General features: G+C 73.3%; 4 protein-coding genes and 1 tRNA gene. 4 read left to right on the top strand and 1 reads right to left on the bottom strand.

From position 1 onward, the window contains the following. From FOE67_RS18900 to FOE67_RS18890, 3 genes are all read left to right on the top strand, one after another. On the top strand, positions 1 to 378 hold a 378-nt coding region (locus FOE67_RS18900; protein WP_182665873.1), incomplete at its 5' end, for a (2Fe-2S)-binding protein. 124 nt (positions 379 to 502) lie between these two features. After that, positions 503 to 1438 carry a metallophosphoesterase gene (locus FOE67_RS18895; protein ID WP_182665871.1) on the top strand — a complete coding sequence of 312 codons (936 nt, stop codon included), beginning with the start codon at positions 503 to 505 and terminating at the stop codon, positions 1436 to 1438. Positions 1439 to 1558: 120 nt separating this feature from the next. Continuing rightward, positions 1559 to 1632, top strand: a tRNA-Pro gene (locus tag FOE67_RS18890). Between the two features lie 108 nt (positions 1633 to 1740). Here the strand turns inward: FOE67_RS18890 and FOE67_RS18885 are convergent. Next, entirely contained in the window at positions 1741 to 2727 is a 987-nt protein-coding gene (locus FOE67_RS18885; protein ID WP_182665869.1) for a LysR family transcriptional regulator, read from the bottom strand. A gap of 133 nt (positions 2728 to 2860) precedes the next feature. Between FOE67_RS18885 and FOE67_RS18880 the strand changes: the two genes are divergently transcribed. Beyond that, on the top strand, positions 2861 to 3889 hold the full coding sequence (locus FOE67_RS18880) for a DMT family transporter (RefSeq protein ID WP_182665867.1): 1029 nt from the start codon (positions 2861 to 2863) through the stop codon (positions 3887 to 3889). Positions 3890 to 3997: the final 108 nt, after the last annotated feature.

Here is a 3997-nt window from a genome sequence, read left to right as displayed (position 1 = left end):
CAGGACCCCGACCCGTTGGCCGCCGCCGTCCACCACACCGTCCGCACCGCCCTCGACCCGGTCGCGGGAGCACTGCGCGCCGCCACGGGCCTCTCCCCGCGCATCGCGCTCGGCAACACCGCCTCCGCCCTCGTCGGCACCGCCCGCGTGCTGCGCGCCGCCCGGCCGGACCGCGCCGAACTCACCGGCTCCCTGCTGCTGCGCCTCCTGGCCCGCCCGCCCCTGGACACCGCCGGCCGGGTGCTGCCCGACCCCGACGGTGACCCGACCGGCGGCTACCTGCGCCGCAGCTGCTGCCTGTACTACCGGGTGCCAGGCGGGGGCACCTGCGGCGACTGCGTCCTGAACACCCGTGCCCGCCGCCCTCGCCCCCGGTGAGCCCTCCGGCCGGGCGAACCCCGCAGGTACCGGGAGCGGCGGGCGATCACGGGACGGCGCCCCGGGCGGTCGGCGGGACGGAGACGGTCACGAACCCCTCCGCCGTTCTGCGACGATGGGACGCATGCGCGCGCGTTACGGCATTCCCCTCGGCATCGGTGCGGCGGCCCTCGCCGGCCTCGGCTACGCGGCGGGCTTCGAGGCCCGCTCCTTCCGACTGCGACGGATCACCGTCCCGGTCCTCCCGCCGGGCATGCCCGCGCTGCGGGTCCTGCACGTCTCGGACATCCACATGGTGTGCGGCCAGAACAAGAAGCGCCGCTGGCTCCAGTCCCTCGCCGGCCTGCGCCCCGACCTGGTGATCAACACCGGAGACAACCTCTCCGACCCCGACGCCGTCCCCGAGTTGCTGGACGCCCTGGACCCGCTGATGGAGTTCCCCGGCGCCTACGTCTTCGGCTCCAACGACTACTACGCGCCCCGCCTGCGCAACCCCGCCCGCTACCTCCTGGAGAAGGTCAGCGGTCGGCACGGCCTCAACGGCAACCCCGCCCCCTCCGGCGTGCCCCGCAACCCGTGGTGGGAGGTGCAGGAGGCGTTCGACGACGCCGGGTGGTCCAACCTCACCAACGCCCGGGCGAGGGTCAAGCTCCCCCTCGGCGAGATCGCCCTCACCGGCCTGGACGACCCGCACATCAAGCGCGACCGGTACCGCAAGGTCGCCGGTGGGCCCGAGCGGGACGCCGACCTCTCGCTCGCCGTCGTCCACGCCCCCTACCTGCGGGTGCTCGACGCCTTCACCGCCGACGGCTATCCCCTGATCCTCGCCGGCCACACCCACGGCGGGCAGCTGTGCGTCCCCTTCCGGGGCGCGCTGGTCACCAACTGCGACCTGGACACCGACCGGGTCAAGGGCCTCAGCGCCCACGAGCACGGCGGGAACCGCTCCTACCTGCACGTCTCCGCCGGCTGCGGCACCAACCGGTACACCCCGGTGCGGTTCGCCTGCCCGCCGGAGGCGACCCTCCTGACCCTCGTCGAGCGCCGCGGGACCGCCTGACCCCGGGCGCGGGGCGGGGCGGTCCGCCGGTCCCGCCCCTGCCCGGCCTCACCCCGAGCCCTGGCCCGAAAGCCGATTTCGTCTCCGTGCGCCGGTCGGCTAGAGTGTTCCTCGTTGCTTCGGGGTGTGGCGCAGCTTGGCAGCGCGCTTCGTTCGGGACGAAGAGGTCGTGGGTTCAAATCCCGCCACCCCGACTGATGTAACACCGGATCGGGATCGGTACCGAGAAATCGGTACCGATCCCGATTCTTTTTGCGGTTCCGCGCCCGTGGGGCGGCCCGGACACGAAGCACCCGAGGGCATCACCGACCGCCCCACCCGGCCCGGGCCCCGCCGGTCGGGCCCTCGCGCCCGCCGCGGTCGGACCGCGGTCGGTCCGCCCCGGGTCCATCGGTCGGGTCGGCGCCGGCCGCGTCGCGCAGTGCCTCCAGCAGGCCGCGCAGAGCGGGTTGTTCGAGAGCGGTCTCCCGTACGGCCGCCGAGATCACCCGGATCGGTTCGGGGTTGCGGACCGGACGCACGACCACGCCGGGGTGCCGGGCGCGCAGCCCGAGCCCCGGCATCAGACCGACACCGAGGCCGGCCGCGACGAAGCCCTGGGCGGTGGCGTGGTCCTCGCTCCCGACGACGAAGTCGGGGCTGAAGCCGGCCGCCGCGCAGGAGTCGATCACCGGTTTCAGGCAGGGGCCGGACTGCTCGCTGCCGACCCACTGCTCGCCGGCCAGTTCGTTCAGATCGATGACCTCCTCACCCGCGAGCGGGTGGTCCAGGGGCAGTACGGCGGCGTACGGGTCGTCGAGGAGGTGGACGAGCCGTACGCCGTCACCGAGGCGGTCGGATGCCCGCACGATCACGGCCAGGTCGGCCCGCCCCCGTACCACCTCCTGGAACGGGTCCTCCGGGTCGGTGAGTTCGAGGTCGACACGAATGCCGGGGTGTTCCGCGCGGAGTCGGGCCAGGGCGGGGGCCACCAAGGTGGAGCCCGCGGTGGCGAAGTAACGGATCGACAGGCTGCCGGTGCATCCGGCGCGCAGGTCGGAGAGGGCGGTCTCCGCCCGGGCCACCGCCGAGCCGATCAGGGCCGCGTGTTCGGCGAGGAGCAGGCCGGCGGCGGTGGGCCGCACCCCGCGGCCGACACGTTCGAGCAGGGGGGTGCCGGCCTGTTTCTCCAGCGCGGCCACCTGCTGACTGACGGCGGACGGCGTGTAGCCGAGGTGAGCGGCGGCGGCGGTGACCGTACCGCTGGTGACCACGGCGCGCAGGACCTGCAGTCGCTTCACATCAAGCATGTAGCAGAGCTTAACGAACATGGTAGAAGGGTTTGCTTGTTCTCAAAGTTCATCTGGTGCATCGTCGAGGCACGGCGTCGAACGGCCCGGCGGCCCGACCACCGGGCCGAGCGTCGGGCCGCATAGGGACCGGATGGAGGAGGGCATCGTGACCGGCGGTACGGGAAGCCTGCGAAGTGGCTTACGAGTGGTGGTGCTCGCACTGCTGTGGGGCTCGACCTTCCTCTGGACCGAGGTGGCGTTGCGCGGGTTCTCCCCTCTCCAGGTCACGTTCATCCGCTGTGTCCTGGGCGCGCTCGTCCTCACCGCCGTCTGCTGCGCGACGGGTCGGGGCATGCCCCGGGGCGTCACCGTCTGGCGACACATCACCGTGGCGGCATTCTTCTGCAACGCGCTGCCGTTCGCGCTGTTCGGCTGGGGCCAGCAGACCGTCGACTCCGGCCTCGCCGGGGTCCTGAACGCCACGACCCCGCTGTGGTCGATCGTCCTGGGTCTCGCGCTCGGCTCGGAACGCGGACTCCGTCCGGCCCGTGCGGCGGGTCTCCTGCTCGGTTTCGCCGGCACCATCGTCCTCCTCGCCCCGTGGCAGGGGGGCGGGAGCATCGGCTGGGGTGCCCTCGCGATTCTCGGCGCGGCGGTCAGTTACGCCCTCGCGTTCACCTACATGGGTCGCACCCTGGTGGGCAAGGGCACCCCCACCATCTCGCTCTCCGCCGCGCAGCTCATCGCCGCGAGCGGACTGACCGCCGTCGTGATGCCGATCGGTGGCCTGGAGTCGATCGACCCCGGTCCGGTGGTCCTCGGCGCGGCCGTCGTGCTCGCCGTCCTCTGCACCGCGATCACCTTTCATCTGACCTACCGGATCATCAACGACGAAGGCGCCACCAACGCCGCGGCGGTCGGCTACCTGTTGCCCGTGGTCGCCGTTCTCCTCGGCGCGGTCGTCCTGGGCGAGAACCCGGGCATCCGGGGGGTGGTGGGCATGGTCGTGATCCTCGTGGGTGTCGGGATGACGCGCGGGAGCGGGCCGACGGCCGCGTCCGCCGCCCCGGCGGACGACGGAGCGGTGGGGGGTGCGTTCGCCGCCGCGAAACCGGCTGCCGGGGGCGGGATCGTCGAGGTCCCGGGGACCCGTCGCGCGACGTCGGGGAACGAGGGGTGACCCCGGGGCGACCTTCCGGGCGCGCCGATCGGGTGATGTGGGGTTCGTCTCGGTGGGAGCCGTTCGGGTGGGTCCCGGGTCCGGAGGTGCGGGAGGGCGGCCCGGGGG

The organism is Streptomyces calidiresistens (assembly GCF_014141525.1).
GTDB classification, from domain to species: Bacteria; Actinomycetota; Actinomycetes; order Streptomycetales; family Streptomycetaceae; genus Streptomyces; species Streptomyces calidiresistens.
The sequence above is the reverse complement of the archived record's forward strand: the minus strand, read 5'-3'. Positions and strand labels throughout refer to the sequence as shown.